This window comes from Pseudonocardia sp. 73-21 (assembly GCF_001899645.1).
Taxonomy (GTDB): domain Bacteria; phylum Actinomycetota; class Actinomycetes; order Mycobacteriales; family Pseudonocardiaceae; genus Pseudonocardia.
This window is the reverse complement of sequence record NZ_MKVV01000010.1, coordinates 1-23,703: the sequence shown is the minus strand read 5'-3', so window position 1 is coordinate 23,703 and position 23,703 is coordinate 1. Positions and strand designations below refer to the sequence as shown.

Genomic DNA, 23,703 nt, shown 5'->3' with positions numbered 1-23,703 from the left:
GGCCATCCTCGAGCGGCTACCGCCGACAGGTCACTAAACAGCGGCATGAGTCAGGTCAGGCCCGTGGTCAGGCCTGAGTTGCACAGGTGTCGGAGGCCTTAGCGGTGTTGGTGCTGGTCAGCAGGTCGCGGTGTGTGGATCTGGGGCACTAATCGGTAGCCTTCGACGGTGGCTTACGTCCGGAAGGTGAGGACCGCTTCCGGGGCCACGGCCGTGCAGATCGTGGAGAAACGCCACGGAGTGCGGCGGATCGTCGCTCACGTCGGCTCGGCCCATGATGACACCGAGCCCGCAGTGCTGATGGCGTCCGCGCGCGATCGCATCCATGCAGGTCAGCAAGCTCTCGACTTGCCCCGTCGCGGATCTGCCGTTCTCTGGCCTGACTCGTGCCGCGGTTTTGGTGACCTTGTCGGGGGACTGGCATCAATTGTTCTTACAGTCCCCCTCGACGGGCGCCGAGCGGACGGCGTGATTCAGCAGGCGTCGGGTGTCCTGCAGCGCGTTCACGTCAACCACGGCCACCCGGCTGGCCTCCTCGCCAGCGGCGACGGTCTGAACGTTCTCCACGCCCGCCGGGAGCACCCCGACCCGAGGGGCTGTTCGACACCGGCAACCTGGACCTGGCCACAGCGCCGCTGATCTCTGCAGCCGGCAGACACCCGTAGGGCCGCCACAGCACCTCAACAGGCCGCCTAAGCCCGGATGCACCGTCGAGCGGTGTTGTTGATCGACAGTGGCTCGGGTTCGGTCGAGCGGTTTCCGAATCGGAATTTGGCCATGCTTGTTGCGCCGGTCGGCGGCTTCTCCGAGATCTTCCGGGTCGCGGGCGGACAGGGGTATCGACTGCTCAGCTGCGCTGCGGGAGGGCGTTGATGCCGCTCAAGGCGGTGAGGAACGCGCTGGCCCAGGGCCAGTTGGCCGGTAGCCGTAGGTGCAGCCGGCGGGCGGTGTGCACCAGCCGGCCGGGGATGGTGAACAGCCGCCGGCGCAGCGTCGCTGCGGTGGCCCGGCCCATCCCGGCCAGCGCGCCGACCGCGCGGCCCAGGTTGTGCGCGGTCACCGCGAGCGCGAGCCATGCGGCGTTGGCCATGAACCGCCCCGACGGCAGGTGCGCCAAACCGGCCGATTGAGCTCGGCGATCGGCTGCTCGACCACGGCGTGGCGGCGGTGAGCGGCCTCGATCTGCAACAGATCACCGGCCCGGTCGGTGACGATGGCATGGAAGTCCCAGTCGGTGAACAACGCCGGCTGCGAGCCCGGTGTCGGGCGCACCCGGCGCACCACCAGCCGCACCTCGATCGCGTCCCGGGTGTGGGCGAAGCAGGTGTAGGCGGTTTCGGCGACATCCGCGCCGGAGACTTCCGGGGTGGAGAGCCAGTACGGGATTGGCGTCCACGCCGAGTCCGGGATCGCCGGGACGAGTGTCGGGCTGGATGTGCATGCCCGGTCGGTGGCGGCGTGCGGGCTCGACGGCCAGACCGGGGAGTTGTTCGAGCGCCGGTTGACTCCGGATCACGGCGAGTTGCTGGCCTGGTTGGGGTCGCTGCCCGGTCGCGGTCGCGGTCGAGGCCGGCGCGACCGGGGTTCGGGCTGGCCAGGTTCTTGGCCGGGCACCAGGTCGGGTGTGTGGTGGCGGCGCCGTCGAAGTTGCAGCGCCCGGCCGGGGACCGGGTGAAGACCGATGTGCGTGACGCGCGGCATCTGGCTCGGTTGCTGCACCTGGGGGAGATCGTCGCGGTCGCGATGCCGAGCGCGGAACGGGAGGCCGCGCGGGATCTGGTGCGGGCCCGGGAGGACGCGCGTCGGGATCTGATGTCGGCGCGGCATCGGGTGTCGAAGTTGTTGCTGCGCCACGGGATCGTCTATTACAGCGGGCGGCCGTGGACCTGCCGGCATGATCACTGGTTGCGGTCGCAGCGGCTGCCGCAGTCGGGCACGCAGTTGGCGTTCGACACCGCCTACGACGCGATGATCGCCACGCTGGGCCGCCGCGACCGGCTCGACGAGGTGGTCACGGCGATGGCCGCGGACAGCGAGTACACACCGGTGGTGAGCCGGCCGGGGTGCCTGCGTGGGGTGTCGACGTTGACCGCGTTCGGGCTGGCGGTCGAGGTGGGGGAGTGGGAGCGGCTTTCTGGGCGCACGATCGGGGCGTTCCTCGGGCTGGTGCCCTCGGAGTACTCCTCGGGGGGTCGGCGGGAGCAGCGCGAGACCGACGGCGCGCAGCTCGACGGGGACGCGGCCTGATGGCCCGCCCGCCGCTCCCGATCGGGACCTACGGCGAGATCTCGGTGACGCCGGCGACCGGCCGCCGCACCCGGTTCCGGGCCCGCGTCCGATTCCGGGACGTCGACGGGATCACGCGTCACGTCGAGCGGGTCGGCTCGTCGCGCGCTGCTGCGGTCAACAACCTCCGGGCGGCGCTGCGTGATCGACAGTGGACACCGGCGGGGGGGCGAGATCACGGCCGACTCCTCGATCGGAGCTGTCGCTGTGGTCTGGCTGCGCGAACTCGACGAGTCCGACCGCGCGATCCGCACGAAGATCACCTATCGCGACGTCTGGACCCGTCACGTCGAGCCGGCGGTGGGCGCTCTGCTGCTCCGTGACGCTCGGGTCTCCCGGATCGACGCGGTCATCCGGCAACTGCGCGAGCAGTCCGGGCCCGGCCCGGCCAAGCACGCGAAGGTCATCCTCTCGGGCGTCCTCGGTCTGGCCGTCCGCCACGACGCACTCGACGCCAACCCGGTTCGCGACCTCACGCCGGCGCGCAGCAAGCGCAAGCCGCGCTCCCTCGTGCTCACCGAAGCGAGCTGGGCCGGCCTCCGCGCGCACCTCGCCGCGTCCGACGCCGCAGGCACTAACGACCTGCGCGACGTCGCCGACGTCCTGTCCGGGCTCGGGTGTCGAATCGGCGAGCTGCTCGCGCTCGACTGGCCGCGGGTCGACGACGTCGCCGGAACGATCGCGATCGAGGGCACCGTGATCCGGGTGCCCGGTACGGGCCTGATCGTTCAGCCCCACACCAAGTCCGACGCCGGCATGCGGACGATCGAGCCGCCGGCCTGGGTGATCGCGCTCCCGCGTAAGCGGCACGCCAACTCGCACGGCCCCTGGGTGTTCCCGTCGACGCGCGGCACGCTCCGCGATCCGGACAACACCCGGAAGCGGCTGCGCGAGGTCGTCGCAGGCACCGAGTGGGAGGGCCTGCACCCGCACGCCTTCCGGCACCTCGTCGCGACCCGGCTCGACGCTGCCGGCCTGAGCGCGCGGGAGATCGCCGACTACCTCGGGCACGAGCGCATCTCGATGACCCAGGACGTCTACATGTCGCACAAGTCCACGGGGGCCGGCGCCAGTACCGCGCTCGACGCGTTCGGACCGGAAAGCGCGGGGTAATCGTGGGGCCGATCTTGCCAGCCGGTGCTGGTCAACCGCCTGACCTGCGATCTTGTGCCCTCGGCAGGACTCGAACCTGCGACCTAGAGATTAGAAGTGCGTCAGCGGTTAGCGCTGTGCTGACGTGCGGATATGCAGGTCGCAGATGACCGAGCGGGGCCGAGTCTCTTCCTGTGGTGACGTGGCCCAGTAGGCGGGCCCGGCGGGTGGTTGCACACCCGGACTCCGGGCCCTAGACCGGAGTGGAGTCCGGCCCGTGATCAGCGTATCCGGCGGCGTCATCGCCGACCAGCACACCGTCCCGCCGAGCCTCGACCTCGACGACACCCGCACCTGTCCGGCCCTGCCCGGGTGCGAGTCGTGCGACGCCGTTGACGACCTCGACGTCGTCACCGCGGACCTCCCGGTCGGCGTCGCCTGCCTGACCCTCTGCGGCTCGTGCGCCGACGCCGGGGACCTGCCCCGCTTCCGGTCCTGGTCGGCCGCCATCTCCCGCGTGCTCGACCACTGCGGGCACCTCGGCGTGGACGCCGACCAGGCCGCCGCCGCGCGGTCGATCTGCGGCTGAGCCGCACCTCACCTGTCCGCCCGCACCCATCGCGCGCGGTCGCACCACCACACCCTCACCACTGGAGATCATCATGCGCGCCATCCCGGTCGACACCACCCGGATCAGGTTCATCGGCACCGGCAAGCACGCCGCCCGCGCCGTCTACGCGGAACTCACCGACGGCACCCGCCGCCGGGTCCCCGACTCCCAGGACAAGGACGACCAGGGCCGTCCGCTGTGGGTGGTCGATGTCATGGTCGACGACCCCGACGCCGACCGCGCCGAGATCGCCGGGGTCAAGGTCGCCAGCTACGAGGTGCCGGAGACCCGCCTCGGCGATGAGGTGCGCTTCCTCGGCCTCGTCGCCGTCCCGTACGTCGCGCAGGGCACCGGCCGGGTCGCGCTGTCCTTCCGTGCCGACGGCATCGACGGCGCCGGGAAGTCCAAGGCCGCCCCGGCCGCCTGACCAGTCCATCCCTCCCACCACGGCCCCTGTCCCGCTCACCGGGGCGGGGGCCGTGGTCGTTCGAGAGGACCCACCCGTCATGTGGATGACGTTGCTCGCCGCGGCCTGCGGCATCGCCTACTACCTCGATCGCTACCTCGTGCGGGGCTCGTCGTGAGCGTCGCGAGCTGGGCCCGTCACCGCCGTGACCGGTGGGCCGACGTCGCGCTCGTCGACGCCCTCGTGTGGTCGTTCCGGGAGGCGTGCATCGGCGCCGGGGTCGCCCAGGCCGTCGACGCCCCCATCGCCGGGACCGGGTTCCGCGCCCCCGAGATCACCCACGTCGAGCTGGGCCCGCCGGTGCGGCTCACGGTGCGGATGCCGCCCGGGATGGTCCCTGCGGCCCTCCGCCGTGCTGGCCCGCTCGTCGCCCCGCATCTCGGCGGCGTCGCGCTGCGGGTGACCGACCGCGGCCACGGCTGGGCCCTGGTCGACGTCCTCACCGTCGATCCGCTCGCCGACTACGTGCCGCTGCACCTGCCTCGGACCGGCCCGGCCGTGCTGATCGGGCGCGGTGAGGACGGCCTCGACATCACCGAAGACTGGCGGCGCGGCGCGCACACGATCGTCCAGGGCGTCACCCGGTCCGGGAAGTCGGTGTGGACCTACGGCGCTCTTGCGCAGCTCGCCGCCCAACCCGACGTCCTGATCACCGGGTGTGACCCGACGGGGCTGCTGTGGCGCCCGTTCGCGATGTCGAGGCACGCCGGGTGGCAGGTGTCCGGCCTTGCCGACCTCGCCGCCCATGAGGCTCTGCTCCGCCGCCTGGTCGACGAGATGGACCGCCGCGTCCGGGAGCTGCCCACCGACCGGGACACCATCGCTGTCGACCTCGAGCGGCCGATGCTCGTCGTGGTGCTCGAGGAGTACCCCGGGCTGCTGCGCGCGGTCGACGCCGCGGAGAAGGACCTCGGGAAGCGCATCCGGGCCCTTGTGGGCCGTCTGCTGGCCGAGGGCGCCAAGGTCGGGATCCGGGTGGTCATCCTGGCGCAGCGGGCCGAGGCGGCCGTGGTGGGCGCGTTCGAGCGGGCGATGTGCAGCCTGCGGATCAGCTTCCGCACCGACAACCGGGCGTCGGTTGAGCTGCTCCACCCCGGCACTGACGTCCAGGTCGCCGACGCCCACACGAGCGCCGAGCCCGGGATCGCGCTGATGTCGGCGCCGGGCCGCGAGCTCACCCGCATCCGCGCCCCCTACCTCGGCGGCTACCCGGAGTACACCGCGGCGATCGCCGGAGCGTGCGCGTGAACCACGCACGTGCCCTCGGAGGGGTCCTGCCGTCGCGTCGGTGCGCTTGCGCCTGCGCGGGTTCTGCCCGGACCGCCACCACCGGCCCTGACCGGGAGCCGACGTCGCCGAGCTGGCGGTCCGGGCAGGTTCCGTGCTGCCCTCCGGGACCGACGTGGCGGCAGGACCCCGCACCGCACCCGACCCCCCTGCCGGAGCGGAGGTCCGCCGGAGGCACCGCTGTGGTCTCGTGTGGCCGTTCGCTGGCGGTCGGGGGCCTGGCATGACCACCACGGAGAGCGGGCCGCCGCCCCGCGCCCGCCGAAGGCGGGAGCGCGGGGCGGGCGAGCGCAGCGAGCCCCTTGGTAACCACTGCGCACAGGTCGTCACGGCCGAGGTGGAGCGGGCCGATCCGGTGGCCGGACGGCGGGAACGACGGGCCGAGGCGCTGCGGTGGCGGTCGCGGCTGTGGGGGTGGACCAGCCTGCCGCGGTTGCGGAACTGCGGGCGGGTGACGCACACGAGGGCGGGAGGCCCGGTCGTGAGGATGAGCGAGGACGAGACCGGGGCCCGGCGCACGGGCTTGGCGGGGTTGCAGAGCTGCGGGTCGCCGTGGTCGTGCCCGGTGTGCGCGCGGCGGATCGGGGCCCGTCGTGCTGCGGAGGTGCGGGAGGTTGTGCAGGCTGTGGCCGACCGGGGTGGGAGCGCGGCGCTGGTCACGATGACCATGCGGCACCGGCCGGGGATGGCGCTGTCGCTGCTGTGGGCGGCCCTGAGCGCGGCCTGGTCGGCGGTGACGTCGGGGGCGGCGTGGAAGGCCGACAAGGCGGCGTTCGGTGTCGTGGGGTGGCTGCGGACGGTCGAGGCCACGATCGGGGAGAACGGGTGGCACCTGCACGTGCACGCGCTGGTCGTGTTCGACGGCCCGGTGTCGCACGCCCTGATGGAGGAGATCGGCTACGGCATGTTCGGCCGGTGGGAGCGGGCCCTGGAGCGCAAGGGCCTCTCGGCGGTCGCGGAGCGTGGCGGCCTCGACGTCCGCGAGGTGCAGATGAGCGCCGACTCGCTGGACCGGGTCAGTGACTACCTGTCCAAGGTGGCGTTCGAGATCACCTCCCCGTCGACGAAGGACGGCCGTCACGGCAACCGGGCGCCGTTCGCGCTGCTTCGCGACGCCCTCGCTACCGGGCTCGCCGATGACTGTGACCTGTGGCTGGAGTGGGAACGGGCGTCGCACAACCGGCGGCAGCTCACCTGGTCGCAGGGGTTGCGGGAGTGGGCTCGCCTGGGCCGGGAGGCGACCGACGAGGAGATCGTCGCCGAGGACCTGCGCGGTGAGGACGTGCTCGCCATCGCGCCGGAGAGCTGGCCCTCGGTACGTGAGGACGTGTCCGAGCTGCTTGACGTGATCGAGGTCGACGGCGTCGCGGCCGGGATCAGGTGGCTCACGGCCCGCGGCGCCGGATGGTTCGTCCCGGGCCACCATCAACGAGGAGATGATCAGGATGAAGATGCACAGGGGCCGCCTCGGCGGCAGCGTCGACGCGGTGTTCCTCGGCGGCGCGGAGGTCGATGAGGTCGTCATCGTCGACCAGGTGGTGACCGTCGAGCGGCTTGGCCTGATCGAGCAGCTTGCCTCTCGCCGGGCCGATCTCCGCCGATCGGGAAGCGGGGGTAGTGGCGTCCTGGTCGTCGAACCTACAGCTTGCTGACCAGGTCGTTCATAGCCGCGACCATCTTGACGCGGTAGTCCTCATGAACGGTGACGCGGTGGCCAAGGACCACGCGCTTTCCGGCCTTGAGGGCGTAGAGCGGGCAGCCGCGCGCGAACGCCACGACGCCCGTGGTCTGGAAATCACGGATGCTGACGACTCCGTCCTCGACGTCGTGGAAGGTGAAGATGTCCGGGTTGCTGCTGATCAGCTTCGAGATGTCGACGTCGATGGAGCGCAGCACGGCAGCGTATGCCGACGCGTCGCCCATGTACTGCGTGATGCGGTTCTTCGCGATCATGTGTGCCTTCGGCAGCGAGCGCCCCGCCTTCCGGAGTCGCGTCGCGAAGGCGTACGTGAGGTAGATGTCAGACGGCAACTTCAGCCCGTAGACCAGGGAGAAGGCGTTCTGAATCGCGCGGCGGGAGGAGTCGTCGGCCATCACGGGGAGCACGAGCCGGTCGACCGCTGAGAGGGCGATCTGGGTGTAGATCGAGAAGCTCGGGTTGCAGTCGACGAAGATGGTGTCGTACTCACCGTCGAGCCGATTCAGCAGGTCGCGGAGCCAGTCGACCACGGCCAGCCAGGCATCCGTGCCGGGGATCTGGTTGTTGGCGAGAGTCGAGATGGCGTTGGACTGCAATTCCAGAAGCGGGTCACCGCAGATCAGGTCGATGTTCTTCGGGATCTCCTCGTTGTAGTCCACCGGGCGCGTGATGAAGTCGTGCGGGTTGATCGACGGCGGCGAGTACGGCGAGGGGAGCCGGAGCTGGAAGTAGCCACCGATCGTGGCCCGCACGGTCTCACCCTGTCGGACGAGCAGCCTGTCGCTACCGCCTCCCGACAGGCCGCCGAGGAACAGCTCGGACAGGTTCGCCTGGGGGCAGACGTCGATCGCGAGGATGCGTTCCTCGGGGTGAGCGTTGGCGTAGAAGCAGATGGACTGGAAGCAGAGGCTGGTCTTGCCGGTGCCGCCCTTGTTGTTCCAGAACGCGTACGTCGTCACCCTGTACCTCCGTCTCGACACCCCCACGGCGGAGGATCGACAGGGACGCTAGCACGTCCAAAGCAGACGGCTTAACGTCCCTCTAGGACGAGTGTCGGTCCCGTCAGATCCGCCGGTTGAGGTAGTGCTCCAGCCGGTGGGCCTGGTGCCGGGCGTGCTTCGCGGTGTGGATCAGCTCGTGCAACAGGTGCGCGTGAGCCGGTGGGTGCGTGGCCCTGGCGAGGGCGGTCGTGGTGCTCCCGCCGGGCACAGACATCGTCGGTCCGCTGCTGCGGCCCGGCCGGAGGAGTGCTGCGGCGATGATCACGGCCCACCGCTCCACCTCGGTAGAGCTGAGCTGCACCAGCGGGCGGCGGGGCAGTGTCGCGTGACCGCGGCCGAACACGCGGATCTGCCGCGGCCCGACCTGGTGGAACTGGGCGTAGGGCGCGCTCGTGCCGACGAGCATGCTGTCCGGGGTGGTCTCGTAGACACTGTCCGCGGTCGAGCCGGTGAGCGACGCCTGGAGCCGCCCGGTGCCGTGCATCGGCGTCTCGGGCTGCGGCATCCCGCGCCGAGTCTTGATCCCGATCGTGGCCGGGGTGAGCGGTGCCCAGCCGGGTCCGTGGCTGTCGAACCGCTGCGCCTCGACGCGGTGGAAGTCGTCGCGGATCAGCGGGAACGCCGTGTCCTGGAGGGTGTTGGCGTTCGCGATGAGCCGGTCGAACATGCTCTCCGCGGCGCCGGTGTCCGGGACCTCGATGTTGAACTGGACCACGTCGCTACTGCCTCTCGGTGATCAGGAGATGGCCGCGGCCCGCGACGCGGATGCCCCGCCCTGGCGCTGGCAGCCCGTCAGGGAGGTGGTCCGCGGCGCGAGCCGGGCCCTGCCGTTGCACCGGGCCGGTAGGTGGAGGACTACCGGCCCGGTGACGGCGTGAGCGTGTCGGCTCGGAGAGGAGGTCGACGGCCCCTCCGAGGCGCGGCACGCCCAGGTCGGTGAGCTACGAGGGGTCACCCATGCGGGCGTTCCAGTAGCGGCGGGCGACGTCGTTGAACTCGCCGGGCTCCAGCCGTGCGAGGTCGTCGGCGGTCAGCTCGGTCGGCTGCGCGTCCTCGGTGGCTCGCTTGGCGGGCTGGCGCGTGGTGGTCCGGTCCGAGGGCGGTCCCTCGGTGATCGGGGTGCGACGCATGGTCAGGCTCCGTTCGTGGGGATGATCGGCGGCAGGTCGTTGCGGATGCGCCGGAAGTCCATCGCGTACATCGGCCACGGCTTGCCGGGCACGGCCTCCAGGGCGCGGCCCGCGACGGCGAGGACCACGTCGCCGGGGTCGATCTCGTGCATCCGGTCGGCGTGGCCGCCCATCTGCAGGACCGCTCCCCGGACGCCGTGGGTGACGCCCTGCAGGACGCTCTCCGGGCGCGGGATCATCATGTAGCGGTCGATGTGGTGGGCGTGGCGGGCGGCGACCTCGGCGAGGTTCTGCATCGCCTTGTCGGCCTCCAGGTAGGCGGCGGCGAGGTCGGCGGTGTTCGCCCGGTAGACCTCCCGCTCGGCGGCGGCGACGCGGTGGTACTCCTCGACCTGCTCGGCCTCCAGCTCGGTGCGTGCGGCGGCCTGGAGCCGTGGGATCTGCCGCTCCAGCGCGTCGGCCTGCCGCTCGGTGGTGGCGAGAGCGTCGAGGTCGACGTCACCTCCGGAGTCGACGCGGCTCCACATCTGCCCGATCTGGGCCCGTAGGTCGTTGAGCCGGTTCCACGCCGTGTTGTGGTTGTCGCGCGCGGTCACTGGTCACCCTCTCCGGCGGTGCGGGTAGTCCACGACGTCGGCGCGGTGGAACGTCCACCCGCGACCGCAGTAGCGGCCCGGCAGGTCGCCGCGGTCAGCGAGCATCCGCACCCACCGCGTCGAGCAGCCCAGCAGCTCCGCCGCCTCGGCCGTGTCGATGTCATGGTCCAAGTCTCGGCCGGTCGGTCCCGGTGCCGACAGAGAACTTCCGGACTCGGAACCAGCGGAACTCGACGCCAGCCACGCCCGGCCACGCGACAGGATCACCGAGGACGTCTGGCCGCCCAACGCCGACAACTGCGCCCGCACGGTCGGGCTGGCGAGCGCCGGGATCAGCGCCGCGCACGCCGCACCCGAGAGCAGGACCGCGTCCTGCGGGACGATCACCGCGTCGCTGTGGTCGGTCATGTCTGGCTCCACACGTCATCCGTCGGCCGGGACCGTTCCAGGAACGCGAGCCGCTGCTCCGGCGTCGGCTCGATCGCGTACCGCCCGGCGAACGGCAGCATCAGCGGCGACCCATCCGCCGCGGTGTCCATGATCGGGTCGTCGAAGATCAGGGCCGCCTCACTGCCGACGGACTCCAGCAGCGGCTCCGCCGCGATCGAGATCGCCGTCGCCCGGTCGTGATGCCCCGCCCCCGACGTGGTGGTGTCGAGCCGGTACATGCCCGGCGAGGTCTCGTGGAACGTCAGCGATGCCAGCTCGTCGGCCAGGTCCACGTCATCGCCCGGGATCTCGATGTTCCGGTCCCGCAGCAGCCGGTACAGCACCAGCGCGCGCCGGTTGTTGCCCCCGGCCGTCATCGTCGCGTCCTGCGCCGCCAGGCCCTGACGGCGCAGCGACTGCATCAGCCCCGCCGCCTGGTACGGGTCGCACAGGACCCGGCCCGGGTAGCGCTTCCCGACCTCCACCAGGTACGCCTCCACCTCCGCCATCGGCACCGGCCGCAGGCGGCTCGGCTTCCACACCCGCAGCCGATCCACCACCAGCACCCGCCGGTCACCGTCCAACCGGGTGTGGCACGTCGCCACCACCGAGTAGTCACTCGTCACCGACAGGTCCACGCCGTGCATGTAGCGGCGGCCCCGCTGCGGCTCCAGCGCCCCATCCGCCCGGCGGCACGCCAGCACCGCCTCCCGCGTCACCAGGACGTCCTCCGCGGCCGTCCACCGGTTCTCGAACAACCGCAGATAGATCGACTCCGGCAGTGCCGCCCGCTGCTCCGCCAGCCGCTCCGGCGGCATCCACCCCGGCGGCCCCACCGCCTCGTGCACCCGCCACAGCGCCGACCCGCGCGCGTGCTCCAGCTCCCGCGCCGCCCAGTGCGTCGGCGCCCCCGCCGACGTCAGCACCACCATCCGGGCGCCCGGCACCTTGCCCATCGCCGACCGCAGCGCCTCCCACAACCGGCGCGGCTGGCGCGTCTCCGCCCACTGCGCCGCCTCGTCGACCACCAGGAACGACGGCCGCAGACCCCACGCCCCCGGCGCGTCCGCCGCCAGCAAGTCGAGCTGCGCCCCCGTACGCCCGCACACCGCGCGCGTCGCGGTCACCGTGAACGCCCCACTCACCTCCGGCGTACGCGCCACCAGGTCACGGAACGCGTCCAGCAGTAGACCGGCCTGCGCCGAGTCACTCGCGGCGGCGTAGGCGCGGCTCCCGGTGCCGAGCTGACACAGCATCGCCGCGACCAGGATGCCCGCCAGGTCGGTCGTCTTGGACCGGCCACGGGCCCGGGTCAGGTAGTGATACGGCGTCGCCGAGTCGGGCGTGAGGATCGCCGTCGCGTCCTCCCACTGCACCGGGTCGGCGACCTCGCCCCACCGGGTGCCGTCGTCGTCGATCACCAGGGACGCGAGCAACGCCAGGGCGTCGTCCCGCCGGGCCTCACTGCTCACGAGAGCCGTCCTCACGCTCGTCGCCCTGCCGCTGGTCGGCCGGGTCGGGGTCGGCCGTCTGCGGGCCGGTGAGGGCGCCGCGGGCGCGGGCCTGCTCCACCAGGTCGGCACCGACCGCGTGCAGCCGCTCGATCCCGGCGTGGGCGAACGCACCGGCCATCGCGAGGTCCTTACCGAGCTTGGCGCGGGAGACAGGGTCCAGACCGAGCTGGCGGCGGTGGTAGGCGGCGGTGGTCTGGGCACGCTGCCAGGCGTCGAGCGCCGCGGTGGTCCGCCGGGAGCGGCTCATGCTGCGGGCGCGGCCCTTGTGCTGCTCGGTCTCGGTGTCGGTGGTCTCCAGCGCCGTGAGGGCCTCGTCGAGGTCGCGGTCGGCGAGGTAGCGCCACAGCAGCTCGGCCATCGCCTCGGCCCGTGCCCAGCCGCGGACGGCGGCGGCGTACTCCCGTCCGCGGAGGTGCGGCGGCCAGGTGGGATCGGCGCGGGCCGCGGTCTCGATCTCCTCGGCCAGCGGTGCGACCCGACGTTCGGAGCGCGCACCGTGCTGGAGGCTGGCGGTGTGGCCGGGCTCGAACGGCGGACGCTGGCCTGGGAACGCGGGGCTCCAGCCGTCAGGCGGGGTCATGACTGATCAACTCCGTAAGTGTTTCTGTAGAAAGATTTACATCGCAGGTCAGGGCGGTTACACTTGCGGTATGCGCCTCGTCAGCTACCTGCGGGTCTCGACCACCGGCCAGCTCGACGGCTACGGCTTCGACGTCCAGCGCGAGCACATCCGCAAGTGGGCGAAGGCAAACGGTCACAAGATCGTCGCCGAGTACACCGACGCCGTGACCGGCAAGGCCGACGTCGGCGACAGGCCGGGCCTGCTCGAAGCCCTCCAGATGATCCGGAAGCCCCCGGAGGCCGACGGCATCGTGGTCGGCAAGCTGGACCGGCTCGCCCGCCAGCTCACGACGCAGGAAGCCATCCTGAGCCTGGTCTGGCGCGAGGGCGGGCAGGTGTTCACGGCCGAGGACGGCGAGGTCCTCCGCGACGACCCCGACGACCCGATGCGCACTGCCATCCGGCAGGTGCAGGGCGTGTTCGCCGAGCTGGACCGCAAGACCGTCGTCAAGCGACTCCGCGACGGCCGCCGCGCCAAGGCCGACGCCGGACGGCACGCCGTCGGCGCCTACCCGTTCGGCTACCGCGGTGCCGGGAAGGGCCGTGACCGCGACGCCGCTCCTCACACCGATGAGCAGCAGGCCGTGGCCCGCATCGTCGAGCTGCGCACAGCCGGGGAGAGCTACCGCGCCATCGCCACCACCCTCGACGCCGAGGGCCTCCGGCCCCGCAAGGCCGCCACCTGGTCGGCGATGACCGTCCGGGCCGTTGCGCTCCGCGAGCTGCCCGCCGGGTGACCTCCAGCAGCGCCCACGCGCGGCAATCGGGCCACGGCGAACGCCCTCCGAGACACGGGCGCCGGGGGCGGTCACGCGGTGTCCTCGGTGTTGTCGGGGTGGGTGTGGTTGGCCCGGACACTGGGGTGGTTGGTGTGAGTGTCCGAGTGTCCGCCCATAGGAAGGGCGGACGGACACTCGTCGGACTGTCCGGCGGACGCTGCTCGGACACTGCCGGACAGTGGGTAGTGGAGGGTGGCGCGGCGGGGGCCGGGCTCGGTGTGGATCTTCTTGTCGGTGATCAGCCGCCGGAGGGCGGCCTCGACGGTGTCCTTCCCGTGGGTGCCCTTGAGCGTGTCGGCGACGGCCCGGCCGGACAGTCCGGGGTGGGCGGTGACGGTGTCGAGGACGTCGGCGAGGACGGGGACGAGGGCGGCGTCTCGGCGGGAGCCTCCGGCGGCGGTGAGCCTGCGGGTGGCGGGGTCGTAGTCGAGCTGGGTCTCCGGCAGGGTGACGTCGCGGCCGAGGGCGGACAGGTAGCGGGCGCCGTTGTGGGCGACGAGGTTCCAGATGGCGTCGGGCCAGTCCTCCCACGCGGAGGCACCCCGGGACCGCTCGGCTCCCTCGACGGCGCCGCGGTGGCCGTGGATCGGGAGGATGAGCTCGGCGACCCCGGCGGCGGTCTTGATCTCGTCGAGCCGGGCGAGGAACCGCAGGACCTCGCTGTTGTCGTTCTCGTTCGTGCCTCCGGCGGCGACGAACGCGCGCCCGGCGGGGTCGATGATGACGACCTCGGCCTCGACGGCGCGGAGCTGCTCGGCGAGCCATTCTGCTCCGGCGTCGGTGTGGATCGGGACCCGGTGTCCGCGGAGGTTGAGCAGCATGACCGCGTCGCGGCGGGTGATCCGGAGGTCGTCGAGCCAGTCGGCCTGCTGGGTCGGTGTCAGCTCGTAGTTGCACACCACGACCCGGCCGGTGACGCGGGTGGTGTCGTGGGCGCCGAGGAACGGCACGCCGTCGGCGAGGGACCGCACGGCGTTGCCGACCAGGGTGGTCTTGCCGGTCTTGCGGACGGCGTTCAGCGTCGCGTTCCCGCCGACGGGGAGCAAGCCCTCGATGCGGTAGCTGATGCTGGGGCGGGGCTGCGCCAGGGCGTCGGGGAGGCTGATCGGCACCGGTAGGCGGGACATCGTCGCGGCGGCGTTCATCCCGGCGAGCTGGACGCGGGCCTCGGCCCGGACCCGTTGGCGGTGCAGCTCCTTGCGGAGGTCGAACGCGAACACCTCGGCCGCGGTCGAGGTGGTCCCGGCCTTGTCATCGAGGATCTCACCGAGATCCGGGGGCGTGTCGTCCTCCGGCGGTTCCGGCGGCAGGTCGACGTCCTCGTGGTCGGCGAGCATCCGGGCGGAGACCCGCTCGCCGAGGGCGGCACCGTTGACGGTCACGACGTCACCGCCCGGGTGGGCAGGTCGAGCACGGCACGGATCTCCTCGACCGTCCAGCCGAGAGCGTGGAGGCGCCGGGCCTCCGTGGTCAGCTCCAGTCGGGTGAGGCCGAACGTGCAGGGTCCACTGTGGATCGGGTGGGTGATCCAGGGGTCGCGGGTGTGGAGTCCGTCGCCGGGCTGGAGAGCGGGGCACCGCCATGCCGCGACGGCGCGACGACGGAGGGTGTCGGTATAGTTATCGCGTCGCTCGTCGGTGATGTGCTCGCTGGACGCCGCCCCGTTGCCCGCGGGGCGGCGTTCGACGTTCCCGGCCATCAGCCGGTCGCGCCCGTCTCGTTGCTGCGGCGGCCCTTACGGCGGCGGGCCTGGGCCGACTTCAGGGCAAGGCGTGCGAAGTGCGCCTTGCGGGCGTGCTCGGCACGGATGGCGCGTTCAGCGGGCGACAGGGTGCCGTCGGGGTCGACCTGCTTCTCGAACCGGTCGAGCGCGGCACGCCGGGCCGGTGCGGTCCGGGCGGCGCGGTCAGAGGTGTTGGCCCAGCTCGTGTGGGCGGCGATCCGGGAGCGCAGAGAGCGCTGCTCGGGGGACATCTCGGGCACGGCGAACTAGCCCCTTCCTGGGGTTCGTTCGCTCCGTGGCCCAGATCAAGAGCGGTGGTTCGGCTGGCAACCGGCCGGGCGATGACACTGTTGTAGTTCCACTACAGCGTAGCAGCGGTGTACTACTCGACAAACATCGTCCCGGGTTTGCCTCCCGCCCGGTACCCGGCGCTGAGTTCGCCCAGCACCGCCGCGATCCGGACCCAGTGTGTTCCGCAGCGGCCGCGGTTCGGGCAGCGCAGGGCGGCTTCTGCCTGGTAGGTCACGCCGTTCACCTCGTACGGAGCGTCGCTGCCGGGGGTGAGCACCCGGGCTCCCGGGATCCCGACCCGTTCGACGCCGTCGTCGTCGGTGCGCACGCATAGCCACTCCCGGTGAACCGGTGCGGGCGCTCCGCGCAGCACTTGATCTCGCTTGGCGTCGAGCTTGGCCCGTTGGTAGGACTCGCTGTAGCGGGTGGCCGGGGTGCGTATCGGGATTGCAGGCTCGGCCTCGGCCGGGATCAGCACCGGCGCGACCGTCGTGCGGTAAACCTGCGCCAGTACACGCCCTGTTGGGCGACAACGGATGGTGAGCAGCACGTCGGCCCGGAACCGCCGCCCCCTATCAGCGTCCAGACCAGCGCGCAGCAGATCCTCCACCGCCCGCAGCTCGGTCCGCCGGGCCGCGTCCACATCGACTCCGCGACTCTGCTCCGATTCGATCTGGGCCTGCCACCGTGCGAGCAGCTCCGCGTCGGAGGTTCCGCCTGATCGGGTCACAGCTGGTCCCCGAGGGCAGCCCGGCGGTGGGCATCTCGGGCTCGTTCGTCGGCGGCTGACGCGGCGTATCGGCCGACCATTTCCCGCGATCGCCATCCGGTCAGCCGCATGAGGTCCTGCTCCTGGTGCCCGGCGGCGAGCCACCGATGCGCGAACGTGTGCCGGAACCGGTGCGGGTGCAAGTCCTCGATCCCGGCGTCGCCGCCGCGGCGCCCGAGCATCTGCGCGATCCCGGACGCCGTCATCGGGCCGCGAACCCCGAGCCACAGAGCCGGTAGGGCGGCGTGCGGGTGCCGGGCCCTGGTGCGTAGGTATCGGCGTAGGGCATCGCCGGTCTTCACTCCGAACGGCGCCGCCCTGCCCCGGCGGCCCTTGCCCATCACGCGGGCGACGTCGAGGTCGAAGTCCAGGTCGTCGACCATCAGCCCGGACAGCTCCCCGGCCCGGATTCCGGTGTCCACTAGTACCCGGATGATCGCGGCGTCCCGGCGGTTCTCGAACGTGTTGCCCTTGCACGCGTCGAGCAACCGGCCCAGTTCCTCGTCGGTAATGATCGGTACCGGCTGCTCCGGCACGGCGGGCGGGCGCAGCTTCGCGAACGGGTCGACGGCGATCTCGTCCTCGTCGACGAGCCACCGGAAGAACTGCTGCACCGACCGGTACGCCCGGGCCACCGTCGCGGCCGACAACGTCCCCCCACGTCGGGACGGCTTGCCCGCCAGGTAGACCAACCACTGTTCCAGGTGCGCCCGGGTGATCTCACTCGCTGTAGTCGGGAGCCCGGCGTCGTCGAGGAAGTCGGCGAGGATCGCGGTGTCGGTGAGGTAGCGGTGCACGGTCTGCGGCGCTCGGTTGGTCGCCATCAGGTGACGGCGGAAGTCCGCGAGCAGGCCGCGGACGCTGTCCGGGGCAGGGGCAGGCGACGCAGACACCGGAACAGGTTAGCGGCCACATCTCTTGCTGAGCAAGCAGTGTGCTGGTACCGTCGAAGACGTTACCGCAGGTGGTGCCCCCGGCAGGACTCGAACCTGCGACCTAGAGATTAGAAGGCTCTTGCTCTATCCAGCTGAGCTACGAGGGCTGGTGCGGTCCAGCTGAACCGTCCGCAAAGAGCCTAGCGGGCCGGGGCCCGTGTTGCGCCACATGCCCGTCCTCGTCCGCCTCGAGTCCGACACCGTCACCGTCGACGGACTGCGCACTGCGTTGCTGCAGCTCATCGGCTCGGCGGACGTCGCCGCCCGGTGCGCGGACCTGCGGCGGGAGCAGCGCGACGAGGGCGGGGTCGAGCAGATCGAGGCCGCTACCCGGCCGTGATCGACACCCGCTCCTGCCTGGTGACGATCTGTGTTCACAGCGTGAGAAGCTGACGTCATGTCACCGACGCTGTGCTCCGCGGCCGGTTCCGACGTCGGCAGGCGCCGGCAGATGAACCAGGACTCCGCCGCCACCGGCCCGCGGTTGCTCGTGGTCGCCGACGGGATGGGAGGCCACGCCCACGGGGAGGTCGCGAGCTCCGTCGCCGTCCAGGCCGTGTTGGACGCCACTCCCGACGATCTGGAGGGTGTCGACCTGCTGGCCGTCCTCGGGGCCGCGCTGGAGGACGCCGCGAGCCGGCTCACCGGACTCGCCACGGACGACCCGGAGCTGCGGGGCACGGGCACCACCGTCGTCGCGTTCCTCGTCGACGGGCTGCGCATCGGCATCGCCCACATCGGCGACTCGCGCGCCTACCTGCTGCGCGACGGCGAGCTCACGCGGCTCACCCGCGATCACACGCTCGTCCAGGCACTGGTGGACGAGGGGCGCATCTCGGCCGAGGAGGCCGCTACCCACCCGCGCCGATCGTGGCTCGTCCGGACGCTGCAGGACAGCAGCTCCCCGGAGCCCGACCTCTTCCTGCACGACGCCGTGCTGGGCGACCGCTACCTCATCTGCTCCGACGGGCTCACCGCCGTCCTCGACGACGACGCGGTGCGCGAGGTCCTGGCCACCGAGCCGGACCGGGCGGCCGCCGTCACCCGTCTGATCGACATCGCGAACACGGGCGGGGGACCCGACAACATCACCTGCGTGGTCGCCGACCTGCTGGACGATGCCCCGTGCGGGAACACCGCGCCCGTTCTCGTCGGAGCAGTCGCCGATCCCCCGAACGGGGAGTAGCGGGCCGATCTTCGTCGCGCCTTGACAGAATGTCCCGATGCAGCTGACCGGGGCCTACGTCGCCGGCCGCACCTCGGTGGCCCTCGTCGTGGTGGCGGAGGACGGTGACGTCCGCTGGTTGAACGACGCCGCGCGCCGCCTCGTCGCCCCCTTCGGCGGTACCTGGAACGGCCCGGGCTCCGCCCTCGAACAGCTGCGGGGCATCCGCCCCGGCGCGCGCTGGGCCGCGGTGCGCTGGCCCTCGCCGGTCGGGGGCACGCGCTGGTGGGAGGTAGCGTGCCGACACCTCGGCCCCGGTGATCCCGCGGTCCTCTACGAGATCACCGATGAGACCGACCGGCACCAGCGCGACATGGGGGTCCGCAACGCGCAGTGGCGGCTGGCCCGGCTGGAGTCGATGGCGGGCATGGGCTCGTGGGAGTGGATCCCGCTCAGCGGCCGCGTGCACCTGTCCGACGGACTGCTGCGGCTGCTCGGGCTGCCGGAGGGCGGCGAGATCGACTTCGAGGCGTACCGCGGCATGCTGCATCCCGACGACCTGCCGATGGTCGACGCCACGCTCGCCGAGGCGCTGCGCTCCGGAGGCACGTTCAGCTACGTCCACCGGGTGTTCACCGCCGACCGCGCCGCGATGCGGATCTTCGAGTGCTTCGGTGAGGTCGTGCCCGACGCCACCGGGGCGCCCTCCCGCGTGCTCGGCACCTCCCGTGACGTCACCGAGCAGCAGAAGGCCCGCCAGGAGCTCGCGTTCCTGGCCGAGCACGACCCGCTCACCGGCGTCGCCAACCGCCGCCGGTTCACCGCCCGGCTCGCGCAGTGCGCGGCGTCGGCGCAGGGGGCCGCGCTGCTGCTGGTGGACGTCGACAACTTCAAGGACATCAACGACCTGCGTGGCCACGCCGTCGGCGACCACGTCATGCGGTCGCTCGCCGCGTCGCTGACAGCCAGGATCGGGCCCGACGCGCTGCTGGGGCGGCTCGGTGGCGACGAGTTCGCGGTCGTCGCCCCGGGCCGTGACGCGGACGCGGGCCTCGCGCTCGCCGAGACGCTCTGCCGCGCCATCGCCTGCGCCCCCATCGCCGACGGTGGGTCGCCGCTGCGGGTGACCGTCAGCATCGGCGTGTCGGGCGTGGCCCAGGGCTCCGACGTCGAGACCGTCCTCTCGCAGGCCGATCTGGCGCTCTACGAGGCGAAACGCGGCGGACGCAACCGGGCGCGGGTGTTCGTCCCCGACCAGTACGACCAGGCCGTGCGCCGGGTGTCGCTGCTGCAGCGGGTCGCGGCCGCGCTCGACAACGACACGATGGAGCTCGACGCCCAGCCGATCGTCGACCTGCGCACCGGCGCGGTCACCCGTCACGAGCTGCTGATCCGGTTGCGCGACGGGCTGGAGCCCGATCTCGGTCCCGCCGACTTCCTGCCCGCCGCGGAACGCAGCGACCTGGTCCTGCAGCTCGACCGCTGGGTGCTGGAACGCGCGGTCCGGGCCCTGGCGTCGCCTGCGGCGCGGGCGTCCGGGCTGCGGCTGGAGGTCAACATGTCGGCCCGTTCGCTCGAGGACGGCGACCTGGGCGGGTGGATCCTCGCCCAGCTGCGCAGCGCCGACGTCGAACCGGGGCGGCTGGGGCTGGAGATCACCGAGACCGCCGCGGTCACCAGCCTCGACGCGGCCCGGACCCTGGCCACGCAGCTGATCGAGGCCGGATGCGGGTTCGCGCTCGACGACTTCGGTTCGGGTTTCGGCTCGTTCACCTACCTCAAGTACCTGCGCTTCACCTCCGTGAAGATCGGCGGTGACTTCGTGCGTCAGCTCGACGACAACCGCATCGACCGCGCGCTGGTGGCGGCCGTCATCGGGGTATGCCAGAAGCTGAAGATGACGACGGTGGCCGAGCAGGTGGACCGCGCGGAGCTGGTGGAGCTGTTGCGCACCCTCGGTGTCGACCACGGTCAGGGCTACCACCTCGGTCGTCCCCGGCCGCTGGCGGATCTGCTGGTGCCCGCCGCGATGTAGCCGGCGTCAGCGCCGGGCCAGGAGGCGGCGCAGCGGAAGCCGCAGGGCCCGATCGGGTCCGGCCGCCGCGGAGAGGTTGTGGGAGACCTCGGCGAGTACCCGGGCCGGCACATCGCGCGGCCACAGGTCCGACCGGGAGAGATCGGCCACGAGCCCGGACGTCAGCGGTAGGTCGAACGACACACGGTCGTCCCCGAGCACGGCGAAGTCGGCCGCCTGCAGGAGCCAGCCGGCGTGGTCGAGAGCCGACCGGTTCGCCCACGGCACCCGCCGGACGGGCGCCAGCAGCCGGGCACTGCGCAACTCGGCCACCGACCGCACCGACGCCGACGGGACGAGCAGCGCAAGGGTCCCACCGGGCACGAGCACGCGACGGATCTCGGCGAACACCGCGTCGACATCGTGGAGACGGGGCAGCGTCAGCGTGAGGGCGACGGCGTCGACGGCGTTGTCCCGCAACGGGATCGCGGTGGCCGAGCCCCGCAGCGGGCCCCGGTCGCGGTCGACGCCGAGCCACCGGCCCCCCGGCAGGTGGTCGGCCAGCGCACCGTCGCCGCAGCACAGGTCCAGCACCCGCCGCGCATGGCGCAGGGGGAGGCGAACCACTCCAGCGGCCCGACGCCGTCGCTGTCCATGGCGCGCAGGAGGTGACCGGTCGCGGTATCGGGGAGGTCGATCACGGGAGGAAGTCCCGCAGCGCCGGCCGCTGCGCCGGACACGGACCGGGCGCGCGGTGTCGGTGGGCGGGCCTACCCTCGACGGCATGGCGCAAGCGACCGTCGAGCCTGCCGACCCCCGCCCCGGTGCCCGCGCGCCCGGCACCGCGCCGCCGTCGGGGGTGGGAGGCATCGTCGGGCTCGGGATCCTGGTCGCGGTTGTGGTGGCCGGCGGGCTCACCGCGCTCACGGGCGCCCGGCCGGTCGCGTCGCTGGGGCTGCCCGATCCCGGCACCCTCACGTCGGTGGGGCTGCCGGCGGTCCGCGCGGCCGCCGAGTCGTTCATGGTGCTCACCATCGGGGCCACGCTGTTCTCCGCGTTCCTGGCGCCGCCGCAGAAGTCCGGATATCTGGACGCGGCGGGCTACCGCTCGCTGCGCACCGCCTCGTGGCTGGCCGCGGGATGGGTGGCCGCGTCGCTGCTGCTGGTGCCGTTGAGCGTCGCGGACGCGCTGGGCCGGCCGGTCGGGGACGTGCTGGACCCCGGGCTGCTCGTGAGCCTGGTGCCCAAGCTGGCCGCCGCCACGTCCTGGGCCCTGACCGCGGTGGTCGCGGTCGTCGTGCTGGTGGGGTGTCGCACCCTCCTGACGTGGGGTTGGTCCACCGTCCTGTTCGGGGTGGCGCTGCTGGGCCCGCTCCCGGTGGCGCTGACGGGCCACTCGTCGGCGGGCGGGGCGCACGACATCGCCACCGACAGCCTGGTGCTGCACGTGCTGGCCGCGTCGCTGTGGGTCGGCGGGTTGCTGGCGGTGCTCGCGCTGGCCGCGGCCCGGGGCTCCGACCGGCTCACGGCACTGGCCACCGCCGTTCCACGCTTCTCGAAGCTCGCGCTGGTCTGCTGGCTGGTGCTCGCCGTCACCGGGGTCGTCAACGCCCTCGTCCGGATCCCGCTCGCGGACCTGTTCGGGTCCACCTACGGGGCGCTGATCCTGGCCAAGGTCGCCGCGCTGGTGCTGCTCGGGGCCATCGGGGCGGTACACCGCAGATCGACGGTGGACGCGGCGTCGCGGGGCGAGCCGCGGGCGCTGTTGCGGCTGGGCGGCGTCGAGGTGCTGCTGATGCTGGCGACGATCGGGCTGGCGGTCGCGCTGGGGCGCAGTGCCCCGCCCGACACCGGTGTCGTGCCGTCGCGCACCGCCGTCGTCATCGGGTACGACCTGGACGGGCCCCCCACGCTGGAACGCCTCGCGTTCGACTGGCGCTTCGACCTGATCTTCGGATCGGCGGCCATCGTGATGGCCGTGCTCTACGCGGTCGGCGTGCGGCGGATGCGGCGGAGGGGCGACGCGTGGGCCACCGGCCGCACGGTGTCGTGGATGGCGGGGTGCGCGCTGCTGCTCATCGCCACCAGCTCCGGGATCGGCAAGTACTCGCCCGCCATGTTCAGCGTGCACATGGGCGAGCACATGATGCTGGCGATGCTGGTGCCCATCCTGCTGGTGCTCGGGGCGCCGGTGACGCTGGCCCTGCGGACGTTGCCGGCGGCGGGGCGCACCGGGCCGCCCGGTCCGCGGGAGTGGATCCTCGCCGGGGTCCACTCACCGGTGGCGCGGTGGCTGTCGCACCCGCTGGTGTCGCTGCCGCTGTTCGTGGGCTCCTACTACGCCCTCTACTTCTCGGGTCTGTTCGCCACGGCCCTCACCGAGCACTGGGCGCACGTGCTCATGAACGTGCACTTCCTGCTGGTGGGCTTCCTGTTCTTCTGGCCGATCGTCGGCGTGGACCCTGCGCCCCGCCGGCTGCAGCCCGCGGCCCGGCTCGGCATCGTCTTCGCCTCCGTGCCCTTCCACGCCTTCTTCGGGGTGGCGCTGATGAGCTCCAACAACGTGATCGGGGGCGACTTCTACCGAACGCTCGCGCTGCCCTGGCTCAGCGATCCGCTGCGTGACCAGCAGCTGGGTGGCGGTCTGGCGTGGGCGTCGGGGGAGGTGCCGTTGCTGCTCGTCGTCATCGCGCTGCTGGTGCAGTGGTCGCGCCAGGACGAGCGGTCGGCCCGGCGCGATGATCGTCGGGCCGACGCCGACGGTGACGCCGACCTGGGGGCGTACAACGCCATGCTGCGCCGCCTGGCCACGGGAGAACCGCCGCTCGTCGCGGAGAGCGAGAAAAGCGATTGTTCCCCAGGTCACACGAACAGGGGGGCGGTCACCCCCGGCGGCCTGGCCGAGGCACGTCGAGACGTGCCGATCGACGGTGTCGACGCAGGTCAGGCGCCCGCGGCGGGCTCGCCCCAGGCCGTTTCGGGCGGCGAGAACGGCCGACCGCTCGTCGCGTCAAGTGAACACCACGACAACGCTCAGTGACGCGAAACGGCTCGTTTCCGCAGGTCACAGGCTGTTCGAGGGGGGCGATTTGACGTGCTGTCAACCCCTCGCGTAACTTTCTCTCTGTCAGCGGGAACGCCGGACAGAACGAAGCCCTCAGGGCCTCGGTCACCAGGCTCCGCAGGCCGCCCCACTGAGGCCCCGGGATCCACGCGGATCCTGAGGTGTACGGTGGGAACACAGCCCCGGAACATCACCTAGCGGTGGTGGATGGTGTGCGGGTGTCTTTTGAGAA

The 23,703-nt window shown here is 72.1% G+C and carries 27 protein-coding genes and 1 tRNA gene; 11 read left to right on the top strand and 17 right to left on the bottom strand.

Translation table 11 applies throughout. From position 1 onward, the window contains the following. Positions 1–423 precede the first annotated feature (423 nt). The 3 genes from BGP03_RS01505 to BGP03_RS01495 form a co-directional block, all read right to left on the bottom strand. On the bottom strand, positions 424–567 hold the full coding sequence (locus BGP03_RS01505; RefSeq protein WP_298795465.1) for a hypothetical protein: 144 nt from the start codon (positions 565–567) through the stop codon (positions 424–426). 280 nt (positions 568–847) lie between these two features. Next, positions 848–1,090 carry a transposase gene (locus BGP03_RS01500; RefSeq protein WP_363093126.1) on the bottom strand — a complete coding sequence of 81 codons (243 nt, stop codon included), beginning with the start codon at positions 1,088–1,090 and terminating at the stop codon, positions 848–850. After that, positions 1,057–1,284, bottom strand: coding sequence for a hypothetical protein (locus tag BGP03_RS01495; protein WP_298795469.1), 228 nt, complete (start codon positions 1,282–1,284; stop codon positions 1,057–1,059). The genes BGP03_RS01500 and BGP03_RS01495 overlap by 34 nt, the downstream gene beginning before the upstream one ends. Here BGP03_RS01495 and BGP03_RS35705 point away from each other — a divergent pair. From BGP03_RS35705 to BGP03_RS01465, 6 genes are all read left to right on the top strand, one after another. Then, positions 1,219–2,247, top strand: a complete 1,029-nt coding sequence (locus BGP03_RS35705; RefSeq protein ID WP_363093127.1) for a transposase — start codon at positions 1,219–1,221, stop codon at positions 2,245–2,247. The genes BGP03_RS01495 and BGP03_RS35705 overlap by 66 nt on opposite strands. 246 nt (positions 2,248–2,493) lie before the next feature. Further along, on the top strand, positions 2,494–3,399 hold the full coding sequence (locus BGP03_RS01485) for a site-specific integrase (protein ID WP_298795460.1): 906 nt from the start codon (positions 2,494–2,496) through the stop codon (positions 3,397–3,399). Positions 3,400–3,655: 256 nt separating this feature from the next. Further along, the gene (locus tag BGP03_RS01480; RefSeq protein ID WP_298795458.1) at positions 3,656–3,967 is read left to right on the top strand and encodes a hypothetical protein; all 312 of its coding nucleotides are present in this window, start codon (positions 3,656–3,658) and stop codon (positions 3,965–3,967) included. A 73-nt stretch (positions 3,968–4,040) separates the two neighbouring features. Continuing rightward, the gene (locus BGP03_RS01475) at positions 4,041–4,415 is read left to right on the top strand and encodes a hypothetical protein (RefSeq protein ID WP_298795457.1); all 375 of its coding nucleotides are present in this window, start codon (positions 4,041–4,043) and stop codon (positions 4,413–4,415) included. 153 nt (positions 4,416–4,568) lie between these two features. Next, positions 4,569–5,702 carry a hypothetical protein gene (locus BGP03_RS01470; RefSeq protein WP_298795456.1) on the top strand — a complete coding sequence of 378 codons (1,134 nt, stop codon included), beginning with the start codon at positions 4,569–4,571 and terminating at the stop codon, positions 5,700–5,702. 262 nt (positions 5,703–5,964) lie between these two features. After that, complete coding sequence (locus tag BGP03_RS01465; protein ID WP_298795454.1) at positions 5,965–7,257, top strand: protein rep; 1,293 nt, start codon at positions 5,965–5,967, stop codon at positions 7,255–7,257. A 122-nt stretch (positions 7,258–7,379) separates the two neighbouring features. Here the strand turns inward: BGP03_RS01465 and BGP03_RS01460 are convergent, their stop codons facing one another. The 7 genes from BGP03_RS01460 to BGP03_RS01430 form a co-directional block, all read right to left on the bottom strand. Continuing rightward, positions 7,380–8,399, bottom strand: coding sequence for a ParA family protein (locus BGP03_RS01460; protein ID WP_298795452.1), 1,020 nt, complete (start codon positions 8,397–8,399; stop codon positions 7,380–7,382). A gap of 103 nt (positions 8,400–8,502) precedes the next feature. Beyond that, a complete protein-coding gene (locus BGP03_RS01455) occupies positions 8,503–9,156 on the bottom strand; it encodes a phage virion morphogenesis protein (RefSeq protein ID WP_298795450.1) in 654 nt (217 codons plus the stop codon). A 226-nt stretch (positions 9,157–9,382) separates the two neighbouring features. Next, complete coding sequence (locus tag BGP03_RS01450) at positions 9,383–9,571, bottom strand: hypothetical protein (protein ID WP_298795448.1); 189 nt, start codon at positions 9,569–9,571, stop codon at positions 9,383–9,385. A 2-nt stretch (positions 9,572–9,573) separates the two neighbouring features. Next, entirely contained in the window at positions 9,574–10,167 is a 594-nt protein-coding gene (locus tag BGP03_RS01445; RefSeq protein WP_298795447.1) for a hypothetical protein, read from the bottom strand. A gap of 3 nt (positions 10,168–10,170) precedes the next feature. After that, positions 10,171–10,575 carry a helix-turn-helix domain-containing protein gene (locus BGP03_RS01440; RefSeq protein WP_298795445.1) on the bottom strand — a complete coding sequence of 135 codons (405 nt, stop codon included), beginning with the start codon at positions 10,573–10,575 and terminating at the stop codon, positions 10,171–10,173. Continuing rightward, a complete protein-coding gene (locus BGP03_RS01435; protein WP_298795443.1) occupies positions 10,572–12,068 on the bottom strand; it encodes a terminase large subunit in 1,497 nt (498 codons plus the stop codon). The genes BGP03_RS01440 and BGP03_RS01435 overlap by 4 nt, the downstream gene beginning before the upstream one ends. Beyond that, complete coding sequence (locus BGP03_RS01430; RefSeq protein ID WP_298795441.1) at positions 12,058–12,690, bottom strand: hypothetical protein; 633 nt, start codon at positions 12,688–12,690, stop codon at positions 12,058–12,060. The genes BGP03_RS01435 and BGP03_RS01430 overlap by 11 nt, the downstream gene beginning before the upstream one ends. Positions 12,691–12,760: 70 nt before the next feature. On the opposite strand from BGP03_RS01430, the gene BGP03_RS01425 reads away from it, so the two are divergent. Then, positions 12,761–13,468: a recombinase family protein gene (locus BGP03_RS01425; RefSeq protein WP_298795439.1), complete on the top strand. Its 708-nt coding sequence runs from the start codon at positions 12,761–12,763 to the stop codon at positions 13,466–13,468. A 71-nt stretch (positions 13,469–13,539) separates the two neighbouring features. Here BGP03_RS01425 and BGP03_RS01420 read toward each other — a convergent pair whose 3' ends face one another. The 6 genes from BGP03_RS01420 to BGP03_RS01395 all read right to left on the bottom strand — a co-directional run bounded on the left by BGP03_RS01420 (position 13,540) and on the right by BGP03_RS01395 (position 17,335). Then, positions 13,540–14,892 (bottom strand): AAA family ATPase, encoded by a 1,353-nt coding sequence (locus tag BGP03_RS01420; protein ID WP_298795437.1) that lies wholly within the window; start codon positions 14,890–14,892, stop codon positions 13,540–13,542. Continuing rightward, complete coding sequence (locus tag BGP03_RS01415) at positions 14,889–15,209, bottom strand: hypothetical protein (RefSeq protein ID WP_298795435.1); 321 nt, start codon at positions 15,207–15,209, stop codon at positions 14,889–14,891. Before BGP03_RS01415 ends, BGP03_RS01420 begins: the two co-directional genes overlap by 4 nt. Then, entirely contained in the window at positions 15,209–15,484 is a 276-nt protein-coding gene (locus BGP03_RS01410) for a hypothetical protein (RefSeq protein ID WP_298795467.1), read from the bottom strand. The genes BGP03_RS01415 and BGP03_RS01410 overlap by 1 nt, the downstream gene beginning before the upstream one ends. 131 nt (positions 15,485–15,615) lie before the next feature. Then, the gene (locus BGP03_RS01405) at positions 15,616–16,134 is read right to left on the bottom strand and encodes a hypothetical protein (protein WP_298795433.1); all 519 of its coding nucleotides are present in this window, start codon (positions 16,132–16,134) and stop codon (positions 15,616–15,618) included. A 116-nt stretch (positions 16,135–16,250) separates the two neighbouring features. Beyond that, on the bottom strand, positions 16,251–17,186 hold the full coding sequence (locus BGP03_RS01400; protein ID WP_298795431.1) for a tyrosine-type recombinase/integrase: 936 nt from the start codon (positions 17,184–17,186) through the stop codon (positions 16,251–16,253). A gap of 72 nt (positions 17,187–17,258) precedes the next feature. Beyond that, positions 17,259–17,335, bottom strand: a tRNA-Arg gene (locus BGP03_RS01395). Positions 17,336–17,397: 62 nt separating this feature from the next. Here BGP03_RS01395 and BGP03_RS01390 point away from each other — a divergent pair. Genes BGP03_RS01390 through BGP03_RS01380 form a run of 3 tightly spaced genes read left to right on the top strand, consistent with a single transcriptional unit; the run spans position 17,398 to position 20,428 of the window. Next, complete coding sequence (locus BGP03_RS01390; RefSeq protein ID WP_298795429.1) at positions 17,398–17,568, top strand: hypothetical protein; 171 nt, start codon at positions 17,398–17,400, stop codon at positions 17,566–17,568. A gap of 57 nt (positions 17,569–17,625) precedes the next feature. Next, complete coding sequence (locus BGP03_RS01385; protein WP_296367184.1) at positions 17,626–18,414, top strand: protein phosphatase 2C domain-containing protein; 789 nt, start codon at positions 17,626–17,628, stop codon at positions 18,412–18,414. Positions 18,415–18,451: 37 nt separating this feature from the next. Further along, positions 18,452–20,428, top strand: coding sequence for a PAS domain-containing protein (locus tag BGP03_RS01380; RefSeq protein ID WP_298795427.1), 1,977 nt, complete (start codon positions 18,452–18,454; stop codon positions 20,426–20,428). 6 nt (positions 20,429–20,434) lie between these two features. Here BGP03_RS01380 and BGP03_RS01375 read toward each other — a convergent pair whose 3' ends face one another. Beyond that, entirely contained in the window at positions 20,435–21,193 is a 759-nt protein-coding gene (locus tag BGP03_RS01375; protein WP_298795425.1) for a class I SAM-dependent methyltransferase, read from the bottom strand. On the opposite strand from BGP03_RS01375, the gene BGP03_RS01370 reads away from it, so the two are divergent. Next, the gene (locus BGP03_RS01370) at positions 21,192–23,447 is read left to right on the top strand and encodes a cytochrome c oxidase assembly protein (protein WP_298795423.1); all 2,256 of its coding nucleotides are present in this window, start codon (positions 21,192–21,194) and stop codon (positions 23,445–23,447) included. The genes BGP03_RS01375 and BGP03_RS01370 overlap by 2 nt on opposite strands. Positions 23,448–23,703: the final 256 nt, after the last annotated feature.